We start from the raw sequence: 761 nt of genomic DNA on the forward strand, positions 1-761 counted from the left end.
ATATATTGGTCTTTTTGTAAAGAGATTATCATATTGTTTATGTAATCACTCTTATGTTTTAATATATCTACTACTTCTAAATCTTTTAAAGTTTTACTCCAAGTCTCAGTGAGTAAGCTTATGAAATTCTCTATTTTTTTTGAATGTTCATCAAATTGATAACAATCCGTTGTTTGGGTAGATTGAATTTTATCAAGCAGTGATGGCAGGCTATAAGCTAAATCAATTGGAAAATTATCATTATTTTTTCTATTCCACTCCAATATGAATTGAATGAGTAGCAGTGTCCTTTTTGTTGGCTTGATAACTTTAACCCTATCAAGATTTAATATTAAATCTTCCTCATCAATATTCTCTAGCGAAACTATCTCTGGCAAAATTATGCATTTTTTAGCGTTATGATTCTTGAATGCACTCAGCAGCGCTATCACATCCCTCTTGCAAGGAAGTATGATTTTTACTTCAGGAATTTTTTCTCTTTCATATTCAGAAAATATGTGCTGAACCAGCACATCAAAAAGAGATTCATCCACATTAACGGTAAAAACTCTTCCCACTAACAGTAACAATTAATACAATATTTTATTGTATAGAAATTATTCAAAATATAAACGTGCTTGTATGCTATTATATATTAAAATTTTTTATAACATTACATGGCAAACATTAGAATAGAAGTTTTAAATAAATGCGAGCAAATTGGCTGCAGATGGTTAGTCAACGTTTACTCGATTTACATACGCAAAGAATTACCATCCAAA

The 761-nt window shown here is 29.4% G+C and carries 1 pseudogene; it reads right to left on the reverse strand.

From position 1 onward, the window contains the following. A pseudogene (locus WG67_RS08590) lies at positions 1-557 on the reverse strand (recombinase RecB); the annotation flags it as partial. Positions 558-761 lie beyond the last annotated feature (204 nt).

The organism is Wolbachia endosymbiont of Drosophila incompta (assembly GCF_001758565.1).
Classification (GTDB): Bacteria; Pseudomonadota; Alphaproteobacteria; order Rickettsiales; family Anaplasmataceae; genus Wolbachia; species Wolbachia pipientis.